General features: G+C 76.6%; 3 protein-coding genes. All 3 read left to right on the top strand.

Annotated elements, in window-relative coordinates; genetic code table 11:
* Positions 1 to 6,039: SDR family NAD(P)-dependent oxidoreductase (locus tag ABZ449_RS25085; protein ID WP_360349878.1), on the top strand; the 6,039-nt coding region annotated here is incomplete at its 5' end.
* 42 nt (positions 6,040 to 6,081) lie between these two features.
* Positions 6,082 to 10,935 carry a type I polyketide synthase gene (locus ABZ449_RS25090; RefSeq protein WP_360349880.1) on the top strand — a complete coding sequence of 1,618 codons (4,854 nt, stop codon included), beginning with the start codon at positions 6,082 to 6,084 and terminating at the stop codon, positions 10,933 to 10,935.
* Between the two features lie 69 nt (positions 10,936 to 11,004).
* Positions 11,005 to 25,566 carry a type I polyketide synthase gene (locus ABZ449_RS25095; RefSeq protein ID WP_360349882.1) on the top strand — a complete coding sequence of 4,854 codons (14,562 nt, stop codon included), beginning with the start codon at positions 11,005 to 11,007 and terminating at the stop codon, positions 25,564 to 25,566.
* The last annotated feature ends 49 nt before the right edge of the window (positions 25,567 to 25,615 follow it).

Here is a 25,615-nt window from a genome sequence, read left to right on the forward strand (position 1 = left end):
GGCCACCTCTCCTCGGCGCGTACGGGTTCCGGTCTGCCGACCGAGCAGGCCCTGGCCCTGTTCGACCGCGCGATCACCCTGCCCGCACCGCACCTCCTGCCGGTGACGCTCGACCTCCGGGCCCCCAGGACGGGCGTGGTTCCGCCGCTGTTCCGCGCGCTGGTGCGGGCCCCGAGGGGCCGCGCGGCCGAGCGCGGCGCCGGCAGCCGGGCCGCGGTGCTGGAGCAGCTGCGGGGCCTGGACGCCGATCAGCGCCGTGCGCGGCTGCTGGAACTGGTGCGGGCCCACGTGGCGAGCGTGCTCGGCCACGCCGGAGCGGACGCGGTCGGCGCGAAGCAGGCCTTCAAGGACCTCGGCCTGGACTCGCTGACCGCCGTGGAGCTGCGCAACGGGCTCAACGCCGCGACCGGGCTGCGGCTGCCCGCGACCCTGGTCTTCGACTACCCGACCCCGGACGCGCTGGCCGACCACCTCGCCGAGGCGCTGTCCGACCGCGTCGCACCGGCCCCCGCCTCGACCGCGTCCGGCTCCGCCGCACCCGCCTTCGCCGGGGACGCCGACGAGCCGATCGCGATCGTCGGCATGAGCTGCCGCTACCCCGGCGGCGCCAACGACCCCGAGCAGCTGTGGCGCCTGCTGGCCGAGGGCTTCGACGGCGTGACCCCGTTCCCGGCCGACCGCGGCTGGCGGATCGAGGACGCGTCCTACACCCCGCGCGGCGGCTTCCTGGACGACGTCGCGGGCTTCGACGCCGAGCTGTTCGGCATCTCGCCGCGCGAGGCCCTGGTGATGGACCCGCAGCAGCGGATCCTGCTGGAGGCGTCCTGGGAGGCCTTCGAGGCCGCCGGGCTGGTCGCCCCCGAACTGCGCGGCTCACCGACCGGCGTGTTCGTCGGGGCGTACGCCTCGACCTACGGTGTGGGCGCGCAGCTCCCGCCCGGCGCGGAGGGCTACCTGCTGACCGGGACCTCGATGAGCGTGGTCTCCGGGCGGGTGGCGTACACCTTCGGCCTGGAGGGCCCGGCCGTCACCGTGGACACCGCCTGCTCCTCCTCCCTGGTGGCGATGCACCTGGCCGCACAGGCGCTGCGGCGCGGGGAGTGCGAGCTGGCGCTGGCCGGCGGCGTGGCCGTCCTGGCCGGTCCGAACATCTTCGCCGAGTTCGACCGGCAGGGCGGGCTGGCCTCCGACGGCCGGTGCAAGCCCTTCGCCTCGGCCGCGGACGGCACCACCTGGTCCGAGGGTGTCGGGGTGCTGGTGCTGGAGCGGCTCTCCGACGCGCTGCGCAACGGCCGTGAGATCCACGCGGTGATCCGGGGCAGCGCGGTCAACCAGGACGGCGCCTCCAACGGGCTCACCGCCCCCAACGGGCCCTCTCAGCAGCGGGTCATCCGGCAGGCGCTGGCCGACTCCCGGCTGCGCGCCGAGGAGGTGGACGCGGTCGAGGCGCACGGCACCGGCACCAGCCTGGGTGATCCGATCGAGGCCCAGGCGCTGCTGGCGACGTACGGCCAGGACCGGCCGGCCGAGCGGCCGCTCTGGCTGGGCTCGGTGAAGTCCAACATCGGGCACACCCAGGCCGCGGCCGGCGTGGCGGGCGTCATCAAGATGGTCCAGGCGATGCGCCACGGCGTCCTGCCCGCCACCCTGCACGTGGACGAGCCGACCCATCACGTGGACTGGTCGGCCGGCGCGGTCGAGCTGTTGACCGAGGCGCGCCCCTGGCCCGAGGCCGACCGTCCGCGCCGCGCGGGCGTGTCCTCCTTCGGCATCAGCGGCACCAACGCGCACATCATCCTGGAGTCCGCGCCGAGCCCCGCCGAGCCGAGCGCTGCCGCTCCGAGCCCGGCCGGGCCGACCACCACGGGCCACGGCCCGATGGAGCCGATCGGCGGACGCCGCGGACCGGCGGGCCCGACCACTGCGGGCGAGGGCACGGTCGTGTGGCCGATCTCCGGCCGGACCCCGGCCGCGCTGCGCGATCAGGCGCGCTCCCTGCGTGCCCGTCTGACAGCGGCACCCGCGCCCGAACCGGCCGACGTCGCCTGGTCGTTGGCCACCACCCGGGCCGGACTGGAGCACCGTGCCGTCGCCGTCGGACGGGACGGCGAGGACCTGCTGCGCCAGCTCGACCGGCTCGCGGACGAGGAGACCCCGGCCGGGGAGGGGCAGGCCGCGGCCCCGGGCGGCGCCGGTCGGCTCGCCTTCCTCTTCACCGGACAGGGCGCCCAGCGGGCCGGGATGGGCCGAGGGCTGTACGAGGCCTTCCCGGTGTTCGCCCAGGCCTTCGACGCGGTCTGCGCGGAGCTGGACCCGCACCTGGACCGGCCGGTCAGGGACGTGGTCCTCGACGGCGTCGACCTCGACCGGACCATGTGGGCCCAGGCCGGCCTGTTCGCCGTCGAGGTCGCCCTGTACCGCTGGGCGGAATCCTGCGGCCTGGTGCCGGACTTCCTGCTGGGCCACTCGATCGGCGAGGTGGCCGCCGCCCATGTGGCGGGCGTCCTCTCCCTCGCCGACGCCGGTGCCCTGGTCGCCGCGCGGGGCCGGCTGATGCAGGCGCTGCCCGAGGGCGGCGCGATGCTCGCCGTCCAGGCGGCCGAGGCCGAGGTGCGGGCGGAGATCGGCGACCGGCTCGACGTGGCCGCCGTCAACGGGCCCGCCTCGGTGGTGGTTTCGGGTCCGGCGGAGGTGGTCGAGGAGTTCGCCGCGCGCTGGACGGCCGAGGGCCGTCGGACCAGCCGGCTGACCGTCTCGCACGCCTTCCACTCGGCCCTGATGGAGCCGATGCTCGCCGAATTCACCGAGGTGCTGGCCGGGTTGACCTTCGCCGAGCCGCGCATCCCGATCGTCTCCAACCTGACCGGCGCGGTGGTCGACCCCGAGGAGATCCGGACACCCGGGTACTGGGCCCGCCAGGTGCGCGGCACCGTCCGGTTCGCCGACGGCCTCGCGCACCTGGCCGGCCGGGGCGTCACCCGGTACCTGGAGCTCGGCCCGGACGGCGTGCTGTGCGGCCTGGCCCAGCAGTCCGTCACCGAGGCCGTGTTCGTCCCGGTGCTGCGCCGCGGCGAAGCCGAGGAGACCGGGACGGCACTGCGCGCGCTCGGCCGGCTCTGGGCGGCCGGTGTCGAGGTCGACTGGCCGTCCGTGCTTCCGGCCGGACGCCGGGTGCCGCTGCCGACCTACGCCTTCCAGCGGACCAGGTTCTGGCTGGAGCCCGCCACCGGCGTGGGCGACGTGGGCGGCGTCGGCCAGAGCGCGGCGGACCACCCGCTGCTCGGCGCGACGGTCGCGCTGGCCGGCGAGGACGAGGTGCTGCTGACCGGTCGGCTGTCGCTCGCCGGCCAGCCCTGGCTGGCGGACCACGCCATCCTCGGCCGGGTGCTGGTGCCCGGCACGGCCTTCGTGGAGATGGCGCTGCGGGCCGGCGAGCAGGTCGGCTCGACGGTCCTGCGGGAGCTGCTCGTGCAGTCCGCGCTGCCCCTGCCGGCGACCGGCGGGGTGCAGGTCCAGGTGCGGGTGGCCGCCCCGGGCGAGGACGGCGACCGCCGGGTGGAGATCCACGCCCGGGCGGAGGAGGACGGGGCGCCGTGGGTGCGCCACGTGACCGGCCTCCTGGGCGCCGAGGGTGCCGCGGAGGAGTACGACCTGTCGGCTTGGCCGCCGCCGGGCGCCGAACCGCTGGCGCTGGAGGGCTTCTACCCGGCCCTCGCCGAGGGCGGGTACGGCTACGGGCCGGCCTTCCAGGGCGTCCGGGCGGCCTGGCGCGAGGACGCGACCGTCTACGCCGAGGTCGCGTTGCCCGGGGAGGCGGCCGCGGCCGCGCCCGGGTTCGGTCTGCACCCGGCGCTGCTGGACGCGGCGCTGCACGTGATCGGCTTCGTCGAGGCCGGCGGAGCGGCGCCCCGGGTGCCGTTCGCCTGGACCGGGGTCCGGCTGCATGCCACCGGTGCCACGGTGTTGCGCGTCGCGGTGACCCCGACCGAGGACGGTGTGCTGATCCGGACCGCCGACGGGATCGGCGCGCCGGTGGCCTCCGTCGACTCCCTGGTGCTGCGCGAGACCGCCGTGGAGCAGCTGCCGGACACCGGTCGACAGCCCGGCCGGGACTGGCTGTTCGCGGTCGACTGGACGCCCGTGCCGGCCCTGCCGCCGGTGGACACCGCCGCCTGGTGGGTGCTCGTCGGAGGCGAGGACGGCGCCGGGAGCGCGGCCGCGGCCGCGGTGCCGGGCGAGCGGATCGACTCGCTGTCGGGGCTGCCCGAGGGCGCGCAGGTGCCCCCGGTGGTGGTCCTGCCACTCGTGACCGGCCGCACCGACGCCGATCCCGTCGACGCCGCCGATGCCGTCGGCGACGCGGGTGCCGCACTCCGGGCGGCCTCCGAGGTGCTGGCGACCGTCCAGCACTGGCTCGCCGACGAGCGCTTCGAGTCCTCCCGGCTGGTGGTGCTGACCTCCGGCGCCGCCGGCCCGGCCGAGCGGGTGCGCGATCTGCCCGGCGCGGCGGTCTGGGGCCTGTTGCGCTCTGCCCAGTCCGAGCACCCCGACCGGTTCGTCCTGGTCGACGCGGACCCGGCGGACGACGCCTGGTACCCGTACGCGACCGGTGCCGAGCCGCAGCTGATGGTCCGGGACGGGCAGGTGCTGGTGCCCCGCCTGGTCCGGGCGTCCGGTACCGCGGCGCAGCCCGGCACCCTCGAGCGGCCCGGCACGGCGGAGCGGCCCGGCACCGGAGCGGTGGCCGACGGAGGCACCGTCCTGGTCACCGGCGGCACCGGCGTGCTCGGCGGACTGGTGGCCCGCCACCTGGCCGAGGCGTACGGCGTGCGCCACCTGCTGCTGCTCAGCCGGCGCGGTGCGGACAGCCCCGGCGCCGCCGAGCTGACCGCGGAACTCGCCGGACTCGGCGCCCGCGCCGAGGTGGTGGCCTGCGACGCCGCCGACCGCGACGCGCTCGCCCGGGTGCTCGCCGCGATCCCGGCGGAGCGCCCGCTGCGCGGCGTGGTGCACACCGCGGGCGTGCTGGACGACGGCGTGGTCGAGTCGCTGACGCCGGCTCGGATCGCCACCGTCCTCCGTCCCAAGGCGAACGCGGCCGTGCACCTGCACGAGCTGACGGCGGGCACGGACCTGGAGCTGTTCGTGCTGTTCTCCTCGGCGGCCGGCACCTTCGGCTCGCCCGGTCAGGCCAACTACGCGGCGGCCAACTCCTTCCTGGACGCCCTCGCGGCGCGGCGCCGGTCGCGCGGGCTGCCGGGCCTCTCGCTCGCCTGGGGCGTCTGGGCGGAGGCCAGCGCGATGACCGGGCACCTCGGCGACCGGGCCGCCCGGCTCGGCAACGCGCTGACGGCGGAACAGGGCCTCGCGCTCCTGGACGCGGCCCTGACCAGCGACCGCGCCCACCTGGTGCCGGTCCGCCTCGACCTGCCGGCCCGGCCCGGCCCGGTGGACGGTGCCGTCCCGGCGATCCTGCGCGGACTGCTGCCGGGCGGCCCGCGCCGGGCGAGCGCGGCCGCCGACGGCCCGTCGCTGCCGCGGCAGCTGGCCGGCCGCACCCCTGCGGAGCAGGCCAGGATCGTCCTGGACGCCGTCCGGGCGGACGTCGCGCAGGTCCTCGGGCACGCCACCGCGGAGGCCGTGGCGCCCGACCGGGGCTTCGTCGACCTCGGCTTCGACTCGCTCACCGCGGTCGAGCTGCGCAACCGCCTCGCGGCCCGCACCGGGCTGCGGCTGCCGGCGACCCTGGTCTTCGACCAGCCGTCGGCCGGCCGGGTCGCCGAGTACCTGACCGGGCGGATCGCCTCGCCCCGCACCGCGGCCGCCTCGCTCACCGACCGGGTGGAGCGGATCGAGGCCGAGCTGGCGGAGGTCGCGGAGGCGGAGCGGATCACCGTGGTCCGGCGCCTCCAGGCGCTGCTGGCCCGCTTCGAGGACGGCGCTCCCGCGGCCGGGACGCCGGACGTGGTGGCCGGGCTGGACGCCGCCACCGACGACGACCTCTTCGACTTCATCGACAAGGAACTGGGCGCCTCGTGACCCTGCTGCCGAACCCCTACCCGACACCCTGTGAGGCCTGACATGGCGGACGAGCAGAAACTGCGCGACTACCTCAAGCGCGTCACGGCCGAGCTGCACCAGACCCGGCAACGGCTGCACGCCGCCGAGTCGGTGGACCGCCAGCCGATCGCGATCGTCGGCATGGCCTGCCGGCTGCCCGGCGGCGTGGACGGCCCGGACGCGCTCTGGCGGCTGGTCTCCGAGGGCGTCGACGCCGTCTCCGCCTTCCCCGAGGACCGCGGCTGGGACGTCGGCGAGGACGCCGGATTCGCCCGCAGCGGCGGCTTCCTGCACGACGCGGACGGCTTCGACCCGACGCTGTTCGGCATCTCGCCGCGCGAGGCGACCGCCATGGACCCGCAGCACCGGCTGCTGCTGGAGGCCTGCTGGGAGGCGTGCGAGCGCGGCGGCGTCGACCCGCACGCGCTGCGCGGCAGCCGCACCGGGGTGTTCGCCGGGCTGATGTACCGGGACTACGCGGCCCGCATGATCGACGTCCCCGAGGGGGTGGACGCCTACCTCGGCATCGGCAACATGAGCAGCGTCGCCACCGGCCGGATCTCCTACACCCTCGGTCTGGAGGGCCCGGCGGTCACCATCGACACCGCCTGCTCCTCCTCGCTGGTCGCCCTGCACCTGGCCTGCCAGTCGCTGCGCTCCGGCGAGACCACGATGGCCTTCGCGGGCGGCGCCACCGTGATGGCCTCCCCGGACACCTTCACCGGCTTCGCCCGGCAGGGCGGGCTCTCCTCGGACGGCCGCTGCAAGTCCTACGGCGCCGACGCGGACGGCACCGGCTGGGCCGAGGGCGTCGGGATGCTCCTGCTGGAGCGGCTCTCGGACGCCCAGCGGCTCGGCCACCGGGTGCTCGCGGTGGTGCGGGGCAGCGCGGTCAACCAGGACGGCGCCTCCAGCGGCCTGACCGCCCCCAACGGCCCCGCCCAGCAGCGGGTCATCGAGGACGCGCTGGCCGGCGCGCGGCTCACCACCTCGGACGTGGACGTCGTCGAGGGCCACGGCACCGGCACCCGCCTCGGCGACCCGATCGAGATCCAGGCCCTGCTGGCGACGTACGGTCAGGACCGGCCCGCGGACCGGCCGCTGCGGCTGGGCTCGGTGAAGTCCAACATCGGGCACACCCAGGCCGCCGCCGGCGTGGCCGGGGTGATCAAGATGGTGCAGGCGATGCGGCACGGCACCATGCCGCGCAGTCTGCACGCGGAGGAGCCCACCCCGCAGGTCGACTGGTCGGCCGGCGCGGTGCGGCTGCTGACCGAGGCCGAGCCCTGGCCGGAGTCGGACCGCCCGCGCCGCGCGGGCGTCTCCTCCTTCGGCATCAGCGGCACCAACGCCCACGTCGTCCTGGAGCAGGCCCCTGCCGCCGAGGCCCCGGCCGCTCCCGGGCAGCCGGCCCCCGGGGTGGTGCCCTGGCTGCTGGCGGCGCGCACGACCGGGGCGCTGCGCGCCCAGGCCGGCCGGCTGCACGCCTTCGTCGCCGACACCGAGCCCGACCCGGTGGACGTCGGCCTCTCGCTGCTCTCCCGGGCGCCGCTGGAGCGGCGCGCCGTCGTGCTCGGCGCCGACCGGGACCGCCTGGCCGACGCGCTCGCCGCGCTGGCCGGTGACCTGCCCGACAAGGCCGTGGTCTCCGGGACGGCCGGGGAGGGCCGCAGCGCCTTCCTGTTCACCGGCCAGGGCGCCCAGCGGAGCGGGATGGGCCAGGAGCTGTACGAGGCATTCCCGGTGTTCGAACGCGCCTTCGACGCGGTCTGCGCCGAGCTGGACCCGCGACTGGAGCACTCCCTCAAGGACGTGGTGTTCGGCGGCGGCCAGGACCTCCACCAGACGGTGTGGGCCCAGGCCGGGCTGTTCGCGCTGGAGGTGGCGCTGTTCCGGTTGTTCGAGTCCTTCGGCGTGCTGCCGGACTTCCTGCTCGGCCACTCGATCGGCGAGGTGGCGGCGGCGCACTGCGCGGGCGTCCTGTCGCTGGCGGACGCCTGCGCCCTGGTCGCCGCGCGGGGCCGGCTGATGCAGGCGCTCCCGGCCGGCGGGGCGATGCTCGCCGTGCAGGCCTCCGAGGCCGAGGTGGTGGCGGCGATCGGCGCCGTCGCCGGGACGGCGGACCTGGCCGCGCTCAACGGCGCCGGCTCGGCGGTCGTCTCGGGCGCGGCGGAGACCATCGACGAACTCGCCGCCCGCTGGACGGCCGAGGGCCGCAAGACCAGCCGGCTGACGGTCTCGCACGCCTTCCACTCGGCCCTGATGGAGCCGATGCTGGACGACTTCCGGGCCGTCCTCGCGACGCTCTCCTTCGCCGCGCCCCGCATCCCGATCGTCTCCACCCTCACCGGCGCGGTGGAGGACGAACTGCTGCGCACCCCCGACTACTGGGTGCGGCAGGTCCGCGAGACCGTCCGGTTCGCCGAGGGCGTCGACCGCCTCAGGGCCGAGGGCGTCAGCCGGTTCGTGGAGGTCGGCCCCGACGCGGTGCTCACCGCGATGGCCCGCGAGAGCCTGCCCGAGTCGGTGCTCACCGCGACGGCGCTGCGCGCCAGCTGGAACGACACCGGGGTGTTCGTCACCGCGCTGGCCGACCTGTGGACCCGGGGCACCCCGGTCGACTGGCAGGTGCTCTTCGACGGCCACGGCCGCCTGGTCGAGCTGCCGGTCTACCCGTTCCAGCACGAGAGCTACTGGCTCCACCCGGTGGCCGCGCCGGCCGGCGGGCCCGCCGACCCGGGCTTCTGGGCCGCGCTGGCCGGCGAGGACGCCGACGCGCTCGCCGACCGGCTCGACGTGACCGACCCCGAGGTCCGGGCCTCGCTGCGCACCGCGCTGCCGCTGCTGTCCGACTGGCACCGGCGCGACCGGGCGGACGCCGAGGTCGCGGGCTGGCGCTACCACGTCGGCTGGGAGCCCCTCCCCGGCACCCCGGCGCCCGCCCTCACCGGCGACTGGCTGCTGGCCGTGCCCGCCGCGCAGGCCGACGACGAGCGGGTGCGGGCCCACCGGGAGGCCCTGACCCGGCACGGCGCCTCGGTGGTGACACTGCCGGTCGAGGCGGACGCCGCCGACCGCGCCGAGCTGGCCGCCCGGCTGCGACAGGCCGTCGGCACCGGGCACCGGCCCGCCGGCGTGCTCTCCCTGCTGGCGCTGGAGACCGTGCCGCACCCCGCGGTGCCGGCCCTGCCCGGGGGCACGGCCACCACGCTGCTGCTCGTCCAGGCCCTGCTGGACGCCGGGATCGCCGGACCGTTGTGGTGCGTGACCGAGGGCGCGGTGTCCACCGGTGAGTACGAGCCGCCGGTCGAGCCCGACCAGGCGCCGGTCTGGGGCCTGGGCCGGGTCGTCGCCCTGGAGCACCCGCAGCTGTGGGGCGGTCTGATCGACCTCCCCGCCGGGGCCGAGGAGGAGGACTTCGACGCGCTGGCGGGCCTGCTGACCTCCGCCGACGGCGAGGACCAGCTGGCGGTCCGTCCGGAGGGCGTCTTCGCGCGGCGGCTGCTGCACGCCCCGACGGCCGACCCGGAGGCCCCCGCGTGGCGCCCGCGCGGCACCGTCCTGGTGACCGGCGGCACCGGCGCGCTCGGCGGGCAGGTCGCCCGGTGGCTGGCCGGCGGCGGCGCCGAGCACCTGGTGCTGGTCAGCCGGGCTGGCCGCGGCGCCCCCGGGCTGGCCGCGCTGGAGGCCGAGCTGGTGGAACTCGGCGCCCGCGTCACGGTGGTCGCCTGCGACCTCTCGGACCGCGCGGACGCCGCCCGGCTGGTCGGTGAACTCGACGTGATGGAGCCGAAGTTGAGGGCCGTCGTGCACGCCTCGGGGGTCAGCTCCTCGGCGCCGCTGACCGACACCACCTTCGCGGAGCTCGAACGGACCGCGGGCGGAAAGGTCGCGGGCGCCCGGCACCTGGACGAACTGCTCGACCAGCGCCGGCTGGACGCGGTCGTGCACTTCTCCTCCATCGCGGGCGTCTGGGGCGTCGGCGAACAGGCCTGCTACGCGGCCGCCAACGCCTACCTCGACGCCCTGGCGCAGCGGCGCGACGCCGAGGGCGTGCGCGCGCTGGCCGTCGCCTGGGGGCCCTGGGACGGCGGCGGCATGGTCGACCAGGCGATCAAGGAGCCGATGCGCCGGCGCGGCATCTCGCTGATGGCGCCGGACCGGGCGATGCGCGCCCTGCAGCGGGCGCTGGACCTGGACACCGGAGCGGTCACCGTCGCCGACATCGCCTGGGAGCAGTTCGTTCCCGCGTTCACCGCGCTGCGGCCCAACCGGTTCTTCGCCGAACTGCCCGAGGTCCGGGCGCTCGCCGCGGGCACCGCCGACGAGGGCGAGGACCGGAGCCGGCTCGCCGCCCTGCGCGAGCGGCTGGCCGGCCTGCCGGCCGCCGACCGCGAGCCCGTCCTGCTCGACCTGGTCCGCACCCACGCGGCCGTGGTGCTTGGACACGACGGACCGGCCGCGATCGACGTCGACCGTCCGTTCCGGGACTTCGGCTTCGACTCGCTGGCCGCCGTCGAACTGCGCAACCGGCTCGGCCGGGCCACCGGCCTGGCCCTGCCCGCCACCGTGGTGTTCGACCACCCGACACCCGCGGTGCTGGCGGCCCACCTGCTGACCGAGGCGCTGCCGGACGACACGGCGGCCCTGCCCTCCACGGCCGAGCTGGACCTCCTGGAGGAGGCGCTGCTGGCCCGGGCGGAGGACGACGTGGACCGGCTCAGGGTCGTCCTGCGGCTGGAGGCGCTGCTCACCCGGCACCGGGGTGCGGGCGGCGACGACCCGGCTGGCTTCGACGACCTGCGGGACCAGCTCAGCAGGGCCAGCAACGAAGAGCTCTTCGACGTGATCGACCGGGATCTCGGCCTCTCGTGAGCAGGGGTGCGTGGTGGCCGGGGACAATCTTGGAAGGCGGCAATTTCGATGGCAGATGATGCGCGGCCGATGGCGGATGACGCGCAGCGGCTCCGCGACTACCTGACCCGGGTGGTCGCCGAACTGCAACACACCCGCCGGCGGGTCCGGGACCTGGAGTCCGCGGCGGGCGAGCCGATCGCCATCGTCGGGATGAGCTGCCGGTACCCGGGCGACGTGCGCTCCCCGGACGACCTGTGGCGGCTGGTCAGCACCGGCCGGGACCCGATCGGTCCGCTGCCCGCGAACCGCGGCTGGGACCTCTCGCTGGCCGACGAGCCGTCCTGGGCGGGCGGCTTCGTCGAGGACGCCGGGGAGTTCGACGCGGACCTGTTCGGGATCTCGCCGCGCGAGGCCCTGGCCATGGACCCGCAGCAGCGCCTGTTGCTGGAGACCTCCTGGAAGGCCTTCGAGGACGCCGGCATCGACCCGCTCTCGCTGCGGGGCTCCAGCACCGGCGTCTTCGTCGGCGTCACCTCGGTCAGCTACGGCCCCGGGATGGACCTGCCGGAGGACGTGGCCGGCCACCTGATGACCGGCACCGCCTCCAGCATCGCCTCCGGCCGGGTGTCGTACACCTTCGGCCTGGAGGGCCCGGCGGTCACCGTGGACACGGCCTGCTCCTCCTCGCTGGTCGCGCTGCACCTGGCCGTCCAGTCGCTGCGCGAGGGCGGCTGCGACCTGGCGCTGGTCGGCGGCGTCACGGTGATGACCACCCCGATGCAGATCGTCGAGTTCGGCCGCCAGGGCGGTCTGGCCTCGGACGGCCGCTGCAAGGCGTTCTCCGACGAGGCCGACGGCGCGGGCTGGTCCGAGGGCATCGGCCTGCTGCTGGTCGAGCGGCTCAGCGACGCGCGGCGGCGCGGGCACCAGGTGCTCGCGGTGGTCCGGGGCAGCGCGATCAACCAGGACGGCGCCTCCAACGGCCTCACCGCGCCCAACGGCCCGGCGCAGGAGCGGGTGATCCGGCGGGCGCTGGCCAACGCCAGGCTCAGCATCGAGGACGTGGACGCCGTGGAGGGCCACGGCACCGGCACCCGGCTCGGCGACCCGATCGAGGCCCGGGCGCTGCTGGCGACCTACGGGCGGGGCCGCTCCGCCGAACGTCCGCTCTGGCTCGGCTCGGTCAAGTCCAACATCGGCCACACCCAGTCCGCCGCCGGCGTCGCCGGCGTGATCAAGATGGTCATGGCGATGCGCGACGGCACCCTGCCGCCCACGCTGCACGCCGAGCGGCCCTCCACCCAGGTCGACTGGTCGCCCGGCACCGTCCGGTTGCTGACCGAGCCCCGGCCGTGGCCCGTCGCCGACCGGCCCCGCCGCTCGGCGGTCTCCTCGTTCGGGATGAGCGGCACCAACGCCCACGTCATCCTGGAGCAGGCCCTCGAACCCGAGCCCGCCGAACCCGCCGTCGAGCCGGGCACCGAGCCCGCCGCCGGGCCGGCGCTGACCGCCGGTCCGCTGCCGTGGCCGCTGGCCGCGAAGACGGCCGACGGGCTGCGCGGCCAGGCCGTGCGGCTGCGTGACGTCATGACCGCGGACGACGCCCCCCGGCCGGTGGACGTCGCCCGCTCCCTGCTGACCCGGGCCGCGCTGCCCAGCCGAGCCGTGGTGCTCGGCGCCGAGCGCGCGGAACTGCTGGCCGGCCTGGAGGCGCTGGCCGACGGCGGGTCCGCGGCCAACCTGGTGCGCGGCGAGGCCGCCGGCGGCACCGGGGTGGTCCTCGTCTTCCCCGGACAGGGCAGCCAGTGGGCCGGGATGGCCCGTGAACTCCGGGACGCCTCACCGGCGTTCCGGAACCGGCTGGAGGAGTGCGGGGCGGCGCTCGCGCCGTACGTCCCGTGGTCGCTGTCCGAGGTGCTGGACGGCGCGCCGGGCGCCCCGGACCTGAGCCGGGTGGACGTCGTCCAGCCGGTGCTCTGGGCGGTCATGGTGTCGCTGGCCGAGGCCTGGCGCTCGGTCGGCGTCCGCCCCGCCGCGGTCGTCGGCCACTCCCAGGGCGAGATCGCGGCGGCCTGCGTCGCCGGCGGCCTGACCCTGGAGGACGGCGCCCGGGTCGTGGCGCTGCGCAGCCGGGCGATCACCGCCCTCGCGGGCCGCGGCGGCATGGTCTCGCTGCCTGTCGGCCGGGAGCAGGCCGCCGAGCTGATCGCCCCCTGGGGCGACGGGCTCTGCCTGGCGGCGGAGAACGGCCCCGCCTCCACCGTGGTCTCCGGAGCGGCCGGCCCGATCGAGGAGCTGCTGGCGCTCTGCGAGGCCCGGGAGGTGCGCGCCCGCCGCATCCCGGTGGACTACGCCTCGCACTCCCCGCAGGTCGAGGAGTTGCGCGAGCGCATCCTCGCCGACCTCGCGCCGATCACCCCGGGTTCTTCCGGCACCGCCTTCTACTCGACCGTCACCGGCACGCCGATCGACACGGCGCGGATGGACGCCGCCTACTGGTACGAGAACCTGCGCTCCCCGGTGCGCTTCGAGACCGCCGTGCGGGCCCTGCTGGCCGACGGCCGCTCGGTGTTCGTGGAGAGCAGCCCGCACCCGGTGCTCACCATCGGCGTCCAGGACACCGCGGACCGGGTGGACACCCGGGTGACGGTCACCGGCACGCTGCGCCGCGAGGACGGCGGGCCGGACCGCTTCCTGTCCGGCGCCGCCGAGCTGTGGACCGCCGGGGTCCCCGTCGACTGGTCGGCGGCCTTCGTCGGCGGCACGCGCACCGCGCTGCCCACGTACGCCTTCCAGCGCCGCCGGTACTGGCCGGACCCGCTGCCCGCCCAGGCGCGGCCGGCCGGGGGCGGCGACCTCGCCGAGAGCGGGTTCTGGGACGCCGTCGAGCGCGGCGACACCGAGGAACTGGCCGCCACCCTGCGGCTCGACGAGGCGCCCGGCGTCCTGGACGCGGTGCTGCCCGCGCTGGCCGGCTGGCACCGCGGCCGCCGCCGGGGCGCGACCGTCGACTCCTGGCGCTACCGGGTCACCTGGACCCCCGTACCGGACCTGCCCGCGCACGCCCGGCTGGGCGGCCGCTGGCTGCTCGCCCTCCCGGAGGGCGGGGGCGGCGGGGAGGTCGCCGCACTGCTGCGCTCGGCCGGCGCCGAGGTGGTCGAGCTGACCGTCGCCGCCGGCGCCGACCGCACGGAGCTCGCCGGACGGCTGCGCGAGGTCGGCCCCGTCGCCGGTGCGGTCACGCTGCCGGCGGGCGCCGAGGACGCACCGACGGCCCCGGCCGGACTGTCCGCGACCGTCACCCTGCTCCAGGCCCTCGGCGACGCCGACCTCGACGCGCCGCTCTGGGCGCTCACCGGCGGCGCGGTGTCGATCGGCCGGGCGGACCCGCTGCGCAGCCCCGTCCAGGCGCTGTCCTGGGGCCTCGGCCGGGTCGCCGCGCTGGAGTACCCGCGCCGCTGGGGCGGCCTGATCGACCTTCCGGCCGTCCTGGACGCCCGGGCCGGCGCCCGGCTGGTGGCGCTGCTCGGCGGCGCCGCCGGGGAGGAGGACCAGCTCGCCGTGCGCGGCTCCGGGGTGTTCGCCCGTCGCCTGGTGCGCGCCCCGCGCCCGGCCGGGACGATGCTGGAGCTGCCCGGCTCGGTGCTGGTCACCGGCGGCACCGGCGCGCTCGGCGCGGTCGTCGCCCGCTGGCTGGCCGGCCGCGGCGTGCCCCACCTGACCCTGCTCGGTCGGCGCGGCGCGGCGGCACCGGGGGTGTCGGACCTCGTCGCGGAGCTGACCGAGCTGGGCACCCGGGTGACCGTGGTCGCCTGCGACGTGACCGACCGGGAGTCGCTGGCCGACGCGCTGGCGCGGATCCCGGCGGAGTTCCCGCTGGTCGGCGTGGTGCATGCGGCCGGCGTCGGGCAGGCCATGATGCTGGACCGCACCGGCCCGGCGGAGCTGGCCGAGGTGCTCGGCGGCAAGGTCGCCGGCGCGCTGCACCTGGACGAGCTGACCCGAGGCCCGGACCTGCGGATGTTCGTCACCTTCGGTTCCGGCGCCGGGATCTGGGGCAGCGGCGGCCAGGCGGCCTACGCGGCCGCGAACGCCTACCTGGACGCGCTGGTCGCCCGCCGCCGGGCCGAGGGCCTGCCCGGGACCTCGGTCTCCTGGGGCGCCTGGGGTGAGGTCGGGATGGTGTCGACCGACGCCGTCCGCGACCACCTGCGCGAGCGCGGCATGGTGCCGATGGACCCGGACCTGGCGATCGAGGCGCTGGCCGGGGCGGTCGACGCGGGCGAGGACTGCCTGACCGTCGCCGACATCGACTGGCCGCGCTTCGTCGACACCTTCACCGCCACCCGGGTCAGCCCGCTGCTGGCCGACCTCCCCGAGGCGCGGACGGCGGACGAGGCGCCGGCCGGCGAGGACCGGCGCCCGGACCTCGGCCGCCGGCTCGCCGCGCTGCCCGAGGCGCAGCGGCGGCAGATCCTGCTGGACCTGGTGCGCACCGAGGTCGCCGCGGTGCTCAAGCACCCGGACGTCCGGGCCGTCGAGGCCGCGCGGACCTTCAAGGACCTGGGTTTCGAATCGCTCACCGCGGTCGAGCTGCGCAACCGGCTGAACCGGGAGACCGGCCTGCGGCTGCCCGCGACCATGGTGTTCGACCACCCGACGCCGACGGCCCTGGTGGCCTACCTGGAACGGGAGTTGGACCTCGGCGCCGCGGCGGGGCCGGCCGGTGCCGAGCCGGCGGCGGTCCCCGTCGGCCTGGACGAGCCGATCGCGATCGTCGGCATGGGCTGCCGCTTCCCCGGCGGCGTCCGCTCGCCCGAGGACCTGTGGACCCTGGTCGCCGACGGCGCCGACGCGCTGTCCTCCTTCCCCGTCGACCGCGGCTGGCCGGACCGGGTGCCGGGCGTGGACACCGCCGTCGGCGGCTTCGTGTACGACGCCACCGAGTTCGACGCCGGGCTGTTCGGGATCTCGCCGCGCGAGGCGCTGGCGATGGACCCGCAGCAGCGGCTGCTGCTGGAGGCCTCCTGGGAGGCCTTCGAGTCCGCCGGCATCGACCCGCACGAGGTGCGCGGCAGCCGGACGGGCGTCTTCGCGGGTGCCTCCTCCTCGGGGTACGGCCAAGGCCAGTTGCTCGAGGGAGTCGAGGGGCACGTGCTGTCCGGCACCGCCAACAGCGTGATCTCGGGCCGCGTCTCCTACGTGTTCGGGCTGGAGGGCCCGGCCGTCACGGTGGACACGGCCTGCTCCTCCTCGCTGGTGGCGCTGCACCTCGCGGTGCAGGCGCTGCGGGTGGGCGAGTGCGGCATGGCACTGGCCGGTGGCGTCGCCGTGATGGTGAACGCCGGTGCGTTCGGCGAGTTCAACCGGCAGGGCGGACTGGCCTCGGACGGCCGCTGCAAGGCCTTCGCGGCCGGCGCGGACGGTACGGGCTGGGGCGAGGGCGTCGGCGTGCTGGTGCTGGAGCGGCTCTCGGACGCGCAGCGCAACGGGCACGAGGTGCTCGCGGTGGTGCGGGGGAGCGCGGTCAACCAGGACGGCGCCTCCAACGGTCTGACGGCGCCGAACGGTCCCTCGCAGGAGCGGGTGATCCGTCAGGCGCTGGCCAACGCGGGGCTGTCGGTCTCGGACGTGGACGCCGTCGAGGCGCACGGCACCGGCACCCGGCTGGGTGACCCGATCGAGGCGCAGGCGCTGCTGGCCACCTACGGCCGGGACCGGGCCGGTGAGCCGCTCTGGCTGGGCTCGGTGAAGTCCAACCTGGGGCACACCCAGGCGGCGGCCGGTGTCGCGGGCATCATCAAGATGGTGCAGGCACTGCGCAACGGCGTGCTCCCGGCCACCCTGCACGTGGACGAGCCGACGCCGCAGGTGGACTGGTCGGCGGGCGCGGTCGAGCTGTTGACCGAGGCCCGGCCGTGGTCGCCGGGCGAACATCCGCGCCGGGCGGGCGTGTCCGCCTTCGGGATCAGCGGCACCAACGCCCACGTGCTGCTGGAGCAGGCGCCGCCTCTCCAGGCTGCGGTGCCGGTGGAGGAGGCCGCCGGGCCGACGCCGTGGGTGGTGTCGGCGCAGAGTGCCGGGGCGTTGAGGGCCCAGGCGGCGCGGCTGGCCGGGGCGTTGGAGTCCGACGCCCGTCCGCAGGACGTGGCGTGGTCGCTGGCGACCGGGCGGGCCGGGCTGGCCCACCGTGCGGTGGTGCTCGGCGCTGACCGGGCCGCGCTGCTGGACGGCCTGGCGGCGCTGGCGGCGGGCGAGCCGTCGGCGCAGGTGGTCTCCGGCGTCACGGCCGAGGGCCGGACGGCGTTCCTGTTCACCGGTCAGGGAGCCCAACGGGTCGGCATGGGTGCCGGGTTGTACGAGGCGTTCCCGGTGTTCGCGGCGGCCTTCGACGCGGTGTGCGCGGAGTTCGACCTGCTGTTGGACCGCCCGGTGAAGGATGTCGTCCTCGCGGGCATCGAGGATCTGGACCGGACGGTCTGGGCGCAGGCCGGGCTGTTCGCCGTCGAGGTGGCGTCCTTCCGGCTGCTGGAGTCCTGGGGCGTGGTCCCCGACGTGCTGCTCGGGCACTCGATCGGTGAGGTGGCGGCGGCGCACGCCGCCGGAGTGTTCTCGCTGGCGGACGCGTGCGCCCTGGTGGCGGCGCGTGGTCGGCTGATGGAGGCGCTGCCCGAGGGTGGCGCGATGCTGGCGGTGCAGGCCTCCGAGGCCGAGGTGCGCGCGGAGATCGGTGACCGGCTGGACGTCGCGGCCGTCAACGGGCCTGCCTCGGTGGTGGTTTCGGGGCCGGCGGAGGTGGTGGAGGAGTTCGCGGCGCGCTGGTCGGCGGAGGGTCGCAAGATCCGCCGGCTGACGGTCTCGCACGCCTTCCACTCGGCGCTGATGGAGCCGATGCTCGCCGAATTCGCCTCCGTGCTGGAGGAGTTGACCTTCGCCGAGCCGCAGATCCCGATCGTGTCGACGCTGACCGGGTCGCCTGCCGAGCCGGGCCTGCTGACCACCCCGGACTACTGGGTGCGCCAGGTCCGTGAGGCCGTCCGCTTCGCCGACGGCGTCGAGGCCCTGCACCGCCAGGGCGTGACCCGCTTCCTGGAGCTCGGCCCGGACGGCGTACTGACGGCTCTCGCTGCCCGGTTGGTGCCCGATGCCGTGGGTGCGCCGCTGTTGCGCAAGGACCGGGACGACCACCGGAGCGCCCTGGCGGCCCTGGCCGCGCTCTGGACGGCGGGCGCCGGGATCGACTGGTCCGTGGTGCTGCCCGCCGGCCGTCGCGTCGCCCTGCCGACGTACGCCTTCCAGCGCGAGCGCTACTGGCCCCGGTCCATCGACCTGGGCAGCCTTGTGGCCGACCCGGCCGAGGCCCGGTTCTGGGCGGCGGTCGAGAACCAGGATCTGGACGGGCTGGCCGAGGCGCTGGAGATCGGCCGGGCGCCCGAGGAGTTGGAGTCCGTCCTGCCGGTGCTGTCCTCGTGGCGGCAGCGCCGCCAGGTCGACTCGGTGGTGGACTCCTGGCGCTACGAGGTGGTCTGGAAGCCGCTGACCGGCGTCACGGAGACCCGCCTGTCGGGTCGCTGGCTGCTGGTGACGGCCGAGGGGGCACCCGTGGAGGCCGTCGAAGCGGCGCTGCGGGCCGCCGGCGCGGACGTTCTGCCGTCGGCCGGCGAGGGCCTCGGCCGGAAGGAACTGGCCGACCGCATCCGCGAGTCGGCCCCCGAGGGCGAGCCGCTGAACGTGCTCTCCCTGCTCGCCGCGGCCGAGGAGCCGCAGGACCGGGGCTCGTGGGTGCCCTCCGGCGTGGCCGGGACGCTGACGCTGCTCCAGGCACTGGGCGACGCGGGCGTTCGGGCCAAGGTGTGGTCGGCGACGGTCGGCGCGGTGTCGGTGGGCCGGGCGGACCGGCCGGTGAGCCCGGCGCAGGCGCAGATCTGGGGTCTGGGCCGGGTGGCCGCACTCGAACTGCCGGACATGTGGGGCGGGTTGGTCGACCTTCCGCCGGTGCTGGACGAGCGGGCCGGGCGCCGGCTGGTGGCGGTGCTCGGTGGAGCCGAGGACCAGGTCGCGGTGCGTTCCTCGGGCGTCTACGGGCGCCGGCTGGTGCGGGCCGCGCAGCAGGGCGGCCGTAGCGGCGCCTGGACCCCGTCCGGGACGGTCCTGGTGACCGGTGGCCTGGGTGCGCTGGGCGCGGAGACGGCCCGCTGGCTGGCCGGGCGCGGCGTGCCGCACCTGGTGCTGACCGGCCGTCGGGGCGTGGACACGCCGGGCGCGGACGCCCTGGTGACGGAGCTGACGGCGCTGGGTGCCCGGGTGACGGTCGCCGCCTGTGACGTGGCGGACCGCGACGCGGTCGCCGCCGTCCTGGCCGCGGTGCCCGCCGAGCTGCCGCTCACGGGCGTGGTGCACACCGCGGGCGTCGTGGACGACGGCATGCTGGGCGGCGAGACGGTCGAGCGGTTCGAGCCGGTCTTCGCCGGCAAGGTCGGCGGCGCCGATCTGCTGGACGAGCTGACGGGCGGTCTGGATCTCGATCTGTTCGTGGTCTTCTCCTCGGTCGCGGCGACCTGGGGCAGCGGTGGCCAGGGGGCCTACGCGGCGGCCAACGCCCACCTGGACGCGCTGGTGCAGCGGCGTCGTGCGCGGGGGCTGCGGGGTACGTCGGTGGCCTGGGGTCCGTGGGCGGGCGAGGGCATGGCCGCCCAGGGCGATGCCGCGGGGCAGCTGGCCCGTCGTGGGCTGTCCGTGATGGAGCCGGGGCCGGCGGTGTCGGCGCTGGCGCGGGCGGTGGACGGTGACGAGGTCTGTGTGACCGTCGCGGACGTGGACTGGCAGCTGTTCGTGCCGGTCTTCACCGCGGTGCGCACCAGCCGGCTGCTGGCGGAGCTGCCGGAGGCCGTCGGCGCGCAGGCGCCGGTGGAGGCGGTGGCGGAGCGGTCCTCGGCGTTGCGGGAGCGGTTGGCCGAGGCCGCGGCCGGGCGCCGGGAGCGCATCCTGGTGGACCTGGTCCGGACCGGTGCGGCCGCCGTCCTCGGGCACGCCTCGGCGGAGGCCGTGGACGCCGGTCAGGCGTTCCGGGACCTCGGCTTCGACTCGCTGACGGCGGTGGCGCTGCGGAACCTGCTGGCGAAGGAGACCGGGCTCTCCCTGTCGGCCACGCTGGTGTTCGACTACCCGACGCCGGTGGTGCTGGCGGCGCATCTCGCCGAGGAACTGCTGGAGTCGGTGCCCGAGACAGCGGCTGCCGCAGAGCAGGCCGGTACGGCGGTGGTGGTCTCGGACGATCCCGTCGTGATCGTGGGCATGAGTGCCCGCTATCCGGGCGGGGTGGGTTCGGCGGCCGAGCTGTGGGACCTGGTGGCCGCCGGGGCCGACGGGGTCACCGGATTCCCGACCGACCGCGGCTGGCCGCTCGACGCGGTCGGCGCCGCGGCGGCGCGCGGTGGCTTCGTGGAGAGCGTGACGGAGTTCGACGCCGGGCTGTTCGCGATCTCCCCGCGGGAGGCGCTGGCGATGGATCCGCAGCAGCGGATCCTGCTGGAGGCCTCCTGGGAGGCCTTCGAGGACGCGGGGATCGACCCGCGTTCGGTGCGCGGCCGACAGATCGGCGTCTTCGTCGGAGCCTCCAACTCCGGCTACGGTTCCGCCGGCGGTCTGGAGGAGGTCCAGGGCCATGTGCTGGCCGGGACGGCGAACAGCGTGATCTCCGGCCGGGTGGCGTACGCCTTCGGGCTGGAGGGCCCGGCCGTCACCGTGGACACGGCCTGTTCCTCCTCGCTGGTGGCGCTGCACTGGGCGGCGCAGGCGCTGCGCGAGGGCGACTGTGGCCTCGCCCTGGCGGGCGGTGTCACGGTGCTGGCCACCCCCGGGGTGTTCGGCGAGTTCGACCGCCAGGGCGGCCTCGCCGCCGACGGCCGCTGCAAGGCCTTCGCGGCCGGCGCGGACGGTACGGGCTGGGGCGAGGGCGTCGGCCTTCTGGTGCTGGAACGGCTCTCGGACGCGCGCCGCAACGGGCACGAGGTGCTCGCGGTGGTCCGGGGCAGCGCGGTCAACCAGGACGGTGCGTCCAACGGGTTGACGGCACCCAACGGCCCGGCCCAGCAGCGGGTGATCCGTCAGGCCCTGGCGAGCGCCGGGCTGTCGGCCGCCGACGTCGACGCCGTCGAGGCGCACGGCACCGGGACGAAGCTGGGCGACCCGATCGAGGCCCAGGCGCTGCTGGCCACCTACGGCCGGGAGCGGGCGGGCGAGCCGCTCTGGCTGGGCTCGGTGAAGTCCAACATCGGGCACACCCAGGCCGCCGCCGGTGTCGCGGGCGTCATCAAGATGGTGCAGGCGATGCGCCACGGCGTGCTCCCGGCGACGCTCCACGCGGACCGGCCCACCACCGAGGTGGACTGGTCGGCAGGTGCGGTGGAACTGCTCACCGAGGCACGCCCCTGGCCCGAGCTGGACCGGCCGCGCCGCGCGGGCGTCTCCTCCTTCGGCATCAGCGGCACCAACGCCCATGTGATCATCGAACGCCCCGAGTCCGATCCCGCGCCCGAGCCCGCGCCCGCGGCGGGGAACGGCCTCGGGTCCGTGCCCTGGGCGCTCTCCGCCCGGACCACCGAGGGACTGCGCGGTCAGGCCGAACGGCTGCGCGACTTCGTGCGGGAGAACGGGACGGCGGACCTCCGGGACATCGGCCGCGCACTGGCCACCACCCGCGCCGCGCTGGAGCACCGGGCGGTCGTCGTCGGCGCCGACCGGGAGGAGCTGCTGCGCGCACTGGCCGCCGTCGTCGACGGCGTGCCGAGCGGGGCGGTGGTCTCCGGGAGCGCGGGCGACGGCCGGGTGGCGTTCCTCTTCACCGGTCAGGGCTCGCAGCGGGCCGGGATGGGGCGCGAACTCCACGCGCGCCACCCCGTGTTCGCCGAGGCCTTCGACGCGGTGTGCGCGGAGTTCGACCTGCTGCTGGACCGGTCGGTGAAGGACGCGGTGTTCGAGGGCGTCGACCTGGACCGTACGGTCTGGGCCCAGGCGGGGCTGTTCGCCGTCGAGGTGGCGCTGTTCCGGCTGCTGGAGTCCTGGGGCGTGGTCCCGGAGGTGCTGCTCGGGCACTCGATCGGTGAGATCGCGGCGGCCCATGTGGCCGGGGTGTTCCCGCTGGCGGACGCGTGCGCCCTGGTGGCGGCTCGCGGCCGGCTGATGGACGGGCTGCCCGAGGGCGGCGCGATGCTGGCGGTGCAGGCCACCGAGGCCGAGGTGCGGGCGGAGATCGGCGACCGGCTGGACGTGGCCGCCGTCAACGGGCCCGCCTCGGTGGTGGTTTCGGGCACGGTGGAGGCGGTCGAGGAGTTCGCCGGGCGCTGGTCGGCCGAGGGCCGCAAGACCAGCCGCCTGGCCGTCTCGCACGCCTTCCACTCGGCCCTGATGGAGCCGATGCTCGACGAGTTCGCGGCCGTCCTGAAGGGTCTGACCTTCAGTGAGCCGGGCATCCCGGTCGTCTCCGACCTGACCGGGGAGATCGCCGAGCCGGGCCTGTTGACCACGCCGGAGTACTGGCTGCGCCAGGTCCGCGAGGCCGTCCGCTTCGCCGACGGCGTCGAGGCCCTGCACCGCCAGGGCCTGACCCGGTTCGTCGAACTGGGCCCGGACGGCGTGTTGTCCGCGCTGGTGGCCCGGATCGTCCCGGACGCCGTGGGTGTGCCGCTGCTGCGCGAGGGACGGGACCACGTGCCGTCCGCCGTCGGGCGGCTCTGGGCGGCCGGCGTGCCGGTGGACTGGGCGGCCGTACTGCCCGGTGTCCGGCGGGTGGGCCTGCCGACCTACGCCTTCCAGCGGGACCGCTACTGGCCGGAGCCGGTGGCGGCGGCGCGGCCCGTCGACCCGGCGGAGGAACGGTTCTGGGAGGCGGTCGAGCGCGAGGACGTCGGCGAGCTGGCCGAGACCCTGGACACCCGCCCGGAGGCCGTCGAGACGGCCCTGACCGCGCTGTCCTCGTGGCGCCGCCGCCGGCGGCAGGACGCCCGCACCGACGGCTGGCGCCACCGGGTGCTGTGGCAGCCGGCCACCTCGCCGTCCGGCCGGGCCGCGCTGGACGGGACCTGGCTGGTCGTCGCCCCGGAGGGCGAGGAACTGGCGGCGGAGGCGGAGAGCAGCCTGGTCGCCGCCGGTGCCCGGACTCTCCGGCTACCCGGCGACGGCGACGGACGCGAGGGAGGCGACGGAACCGACGGAAGCGGCGGCACGGACGGCACGGACCGTGCGGTGCTGGCCGCCCGGCTCCGGGCCGCGCTCGACGGGGCCGGAGAGGTCGCGGGCGTGCTCGCGGTGCTCGGCGACCGGGTCGCCGAACTGGCGACGCTCGCCCAGGCCCTGGACGACACCGGCCTGACCGCCCCGCTGTGGGCGGTCACCTGCGGCGCGGTGTCGACCGGCCCGACGGACCCGCCGGCCGACCCGGCCCAGGCCACCGTCTGGGGCCTCAGCCGAGGCCTCGACCTGGCCGGCCCGGACTGCTGGGGCGGGATCGTCGACCTGCCGGTGCGCCGGGACGCCGCCGCCTGGGACCGCTTCGCGCAGGCGCTCGCCGGGCCGGAGCAGGAGGCCGCCGTCCGCGACGGGCGGGTCCTCGTCCGCCGGCTGGTCCCGGCTCCGGCCGGGGCCGAGGCGGGACAGGTGCGGTGGCCGGCCTCCGGCACCGTCCTGGTCACCGGTGGCACCGGCGCGCTCGGCGGGAGGGTCGCCCGCTGGCTGGCCGGCCAGGGCGTGCCGCGCCTGCTGCTGGTCGGCCGGCGCGGTGAGCACGCACCCGGCGTCGCCGGGCTGCTCGCCGAGCTGCGGGCCGCCGGAGCCGAGGCGACGGTGGCCGCCTGCGACGTCGCCGACCGGGCGGCGCTCGCCGGGCTGCTCGCCGCCGTCCCCGCCGAGCACCCGCTCACCGCGGTGGTGCACGCGGCCGGGGTCGGCGACGACACCGCGGCGGACGCGCTCACCCCGCGGCGGATCGCCGAGGTGCTGCGGCCCACCGTGGACGGCGCCCGGCACCTGCACGAGCTGACCTCGGGCCTGGACCTGAGCGCCTTCGTGCTGTTCTCCTCGGTGGCCGGAGTCTGGGGCGCCGCCCAGCCCGCCCGGGCGGCGGCCAACGCGTACCTGGACGCGCTGGCCGAGGCCCGCCGGGCCGCCGGCCTGGCGGCCACCTCGATCGCCTGGGGGCCGTGGGCCGCCGACAGCGGGCTGACCGCCGGCGCCGCCGACCTGCTGGCCCGCACCGGGCTGCGGGCGCTGGCCCCGGACGCGGCCCTCGACCTGCTCGCCCGGCTGCCCCGGGAGGCCTGCCTCACCGTCGCCGACGTCGACTGGGAGCGCTTCGCCGCCTCGTACACGCTCGGCCGGCCGCGCCGGCTGCTGGACGGGATCCCGGCGGCACGGCGCACCGGTGGCCCGGCCGACGAGCCCGTCCGGGCGGACGCGGCGGCGCTGCGCGAGCGGCTCGCCGGGCTGCCGGACGAGGAGCGGCACCGGACCGTGCTCGACCTGGTCCGCGCCCACGCCGCCGGCGTGCTCGGGCACGGCGGCGCCGAGGAGATCGCACCGGAGCGGCCGTTCCTGGAGCTGGGCGTCAACTCGCTCAGCGCGATCGAGCTGCGCGACCGGCTGCGGACGGCCGTCGGGGTGCCGCTGGAGAGCACCGTGGTGTTCGACAGCGGTACCGCGGCGGAGCTGGCCCGGCGGGTCCTGGAGGCCCTCGGCGGGGCCGGCGGCGCCGCCGGCCCCCAGGAGCAGACCGGGATCCTGCGCACCCTGTACGCCGAGTCGATGCGGCAGAACAAGCTCCACAAGTACATGGAGTTCCTGTCCGACGCGGCCTCCTACCGGCCGCAGTTCGAGTCGCCCGACGAGGTCTCCGAGCCGCCCGCACCGGTCTTCCTGGCCCGCGGGCCGAAGCGGCCGAGGGTGGTCTGCCACACCGGCATGTCGGCGCTCGGCGGCGTGCACGAGTTCGCCCGCTTCGCCGCCTCCTTCAACGGCAGCCACGACGTGATCGCGCTGCCGCTGCCCGGCTACCGGGACGGGGAGGAGCTCCCCGCCACCCTGGAGGCCTCGCTGGACTGGCAGGCCAGGACACTGGTGGAGGTCGCCGGGGACGCGCCGTTCGTGCTCCTCGGGCACTCCGGAGGCGGGCTGCTCGCCCACGCGCTGACCCGCCGGCTGGAGGCGATGGGCGTGCCGGTGGCCGGCGTGGTCCTGGTGGACACCTATCCGATGGACCGTCCGATGCACCAGGAGTGGCTGTCGGAGCTGACCGAGGGCACCTTCGGGCGCGAGGAGCTGGCCGTGCCGATGACCGACACCCGGCTCACCGCCCAGGCCTGGTACGGCCGGATGTACCTCGGGTTCCGGGCCGAGGAGGTCGCCGCCGCCACCCTGGTGGTCCGGGCCTCCGAGCCGATCGGCGAGTGGACCCGGGAGGACGACTGGCGCGCCACCTGGGACCGTCCGCACCGTACCGTGGACGTCCCCGGCAACCACTTCACGGTGATGATGGAACACGGCGCCACGACCGCCTCGGCCGTCCGGGAGTGGCTGGACACCCTGGTCGAGCCCGGTGCGAGGGCCGCCGCCGACCGACCGCACGGAAGGCCGGGTGACCGCACGGAAGACCGGTGACCGCACGGAAAACCGCCCGGGAGCGTCTCGTACGCTCCCGGGCGGTTCC

The organism is Kitasatospora sp. NPDC005856 (genome assembly GCF_040629945.1).
In the GTDB taxonomy this organism is placed as follows: Bacteria; Actinomycetota; Actinomycetes; order Streptomycetales; family Streptomycetaceae; genus Kitasatospora.

What these genes read in the sequence shown, in the direction of transcription:
- ABZ449_RS25090 (WP_360349880.1), top strand. Translation starts at nt 6,082, where the DNA reads ATGGCGGACGAGCAGAAACTGCGCGACTACCTCAAGCGCGTCACGGCC.
- ABZ449_RS25095 (WP_360349882.1), top strand. Translation starts at nt 11,005, where the DNA reads ATGGCGGATGACGCGCAGCGGCTCCGCGACTACCTGACCCGGGTGGTC.